We start from the raw sequence: 2,323 nt of genomic DNA on the forward strand, positions 1-2,323 counted from the left end.
ACACGGACTTGCCGCTACCGGTAGTGCCGGCCACAAGCGTGTGTGGCGCGTGCGTTGGTATAGTCCCGCAGGGGTCACCCAGGTTTAGATAGAACGGCTCCCCGTCGATTTCGCGCAAGCCGATCAATAGGCAAAGGTCCGGCCCCGCATTTGCGCGCACCGGAGGATTCTGCGCCCAGACGTCCCACAGTCGCACGGTTTCACGCTCTGGCCGTGCGATGGAAACGATAATCTCATTTGGCCGCGCGGCAAGGTTGATGACTGTCAACCCGTGTGATGTCAGTAACTGCGAACGCCGCGACTCGATGTCCTTCAGGTGCAATCGGTCAGTACCTTGCAGGCGAACAAGCGCAGCGTTGGGCGTAAGCCGCCTGCCGAGAACTTGCGCTTGGAGCTGGTAACTGGTCAGCGCCTGTCGCAAGCGCAGCACCGTCTCATCCAACCAGGCGCTCTCCGATGGCGCCTCAACCAGATTTGCCTTCCGCTTTAACAACGCCTTGAATGCTTCGCCTGCAACGCCCAGACCATCACCCACCTGCGACGTCATTCTCTTGGAGTCGTCCGAAATTGGCTGCACGGGACGGAAGGCGGCGGCGTCGATGGCGTTTTCTGCCACGAATGCTTCGGGGTCGGTGTGTGCCATAGCGTCGCGTTGAATCTCGGCTACGGTCTGCTCGACAGGAGCAATAGGTTCAATCGGCACATCGTTCGCGCTGCCCTCTATCTTCTTCGAACCATCGGAACCACGCGCTTTGTGCCGTGCCCACGTAGGCCGGGGCGCTGGCAGCGCAAATGCGTCCTTTTCCCACGGGCGCTCACCCGGACGGGACAGCTCTCGAGTCGGACCCAATGGCTGATTGCGGAAGTACCGCAGCAGCAGATCCCGCACCGCATCGACGCCAAATGTTTCCTGCAGTGCGTGCGGCCCACACTCTTTTGGAAGTTCTTCTCGCAGGGATACCACACTGGATCCGAGCGGTCCTGAAATAAACAGATGCGAGTATCCCCGCAAGTCGATCAAGGCCGTCCCGTTGCGCACGGCGCGCTGCAATCCAGAAAATGTCTGCATCGCGGCGACCGCATTAGAGGCCTGAACTAGAAACTCGCTCAAGCGCGACAACCATAGGTCACGATCCAGCCGTCCCGGATTGCCGAACAACGCTTCGCGAATTCGGTCTACGGTGTTCTGAAGCTGGCCTCGAGACTTCTTACGCATATCACTTGCTTGCGCATCGGCGATGTATTTGGCCTCGGTTACGCGAATCCTCAAGGCGAGCTTGCCGTCGACTTGTTGCGGGCTCAGCGCAATCAGATCCGCAATGCCGCCCTCGCGCTGTCCGAGCCAACCTGCATAGTCGTCTAGGAAATACCAAGCTTGAGGACTCGTCGCGCCAAGTTCTTCACGCACCAACGCATGGCTGAGAACGACACCGATCAACTCGCCGGCAAACTCACCGCGCTTGGTCGCCCGCAGCGCAATTTCGCCAGAAATCCTCGTGGCATCACGCACGAGCCGGTCTGAAAGAGATCGTACGTCCGAATCCGTCAAACCCAGGTTCAGCGCGTGAAGGCGGCGCTGGACTAACGCCAGCAGGAGCCCGGACTGCGAAGTCGACGACACAATGAGATTGCGGCCACGCGTCGCGTCGCGACGGTAGCGTATTACCTGCACGCCGAGATTTCGCAGCTGATCTGGCTCTAAAAGGTCGTCGTGATTGACAACCCACTCGGCCAAGTTATGCACATCCTTCAGGAGCGCGGCAGTCGTCGGATCATTAAAGGCAAGCTCCCGGATGGGCAGTCGATACGGCGTTGAACCGGCGACGGGTTCGATGACTGCAAGGGTTGCGCGTAGCTGCTCAAGGCTGCATTTAGGCTGCTCGGGACAAGCGAGATAGCGCGATGCGCGCGTCTGTTCCGAGCCAACGGGGAGACGGTACGACCAGTGCCCCGGTACGTGGTCGAGGAGCGAGGGCGGCGCTGTATCGTTAGGTGCCGGCAGCATCTTCACTCCGGCTCGTCGAGACACGACATCGTCTAGGAAGGCGATGTCCACGGCTCGTGCGTCGCGTGGCCCCAAGGTAGTCGGTGTTTCCAGCTGGATGCCCACTCGTAGGTTGGCCATGAAATTCTTTGAGGTTTCACTTGCCACCAGCGCATCAGGGTCGGCATCGGCATGCTCGAGTAGCTCGGTATAAACGCGTCGCAGTACCGCAACATTTTCGTGCCGCAAGACGACGTGGCAGTGGACATCCGTCTCCTGAAGATCGGCCAGCGCTTCAATCGCTGCGATAGGCAAGCCTGCGGATTCGCAGTTATAGAG

At 59.7% G+C, this 2,323-nt stretch carries 1 pseudogene; it reads right to left on the reverse strand.

Annotated features, from left to right (window positions below):
- A pseudogene (locus WAW39_RS25335) lies at positions 1–2,323 on the reverse strand (DNA translocase FtsK); the annotation flags it as partial.

Origin of the sequence: Prosthecobacter sp., from assembly GCF_049294395.1 — a bacterium.
Taxonomy (GTDB): domain Bacteria; phylum Verrucomicrobiota; class Verrucomicrobiia; order Verrucomicrobiales; family Verrucomicrobiaceae; genus Prosthecobacter.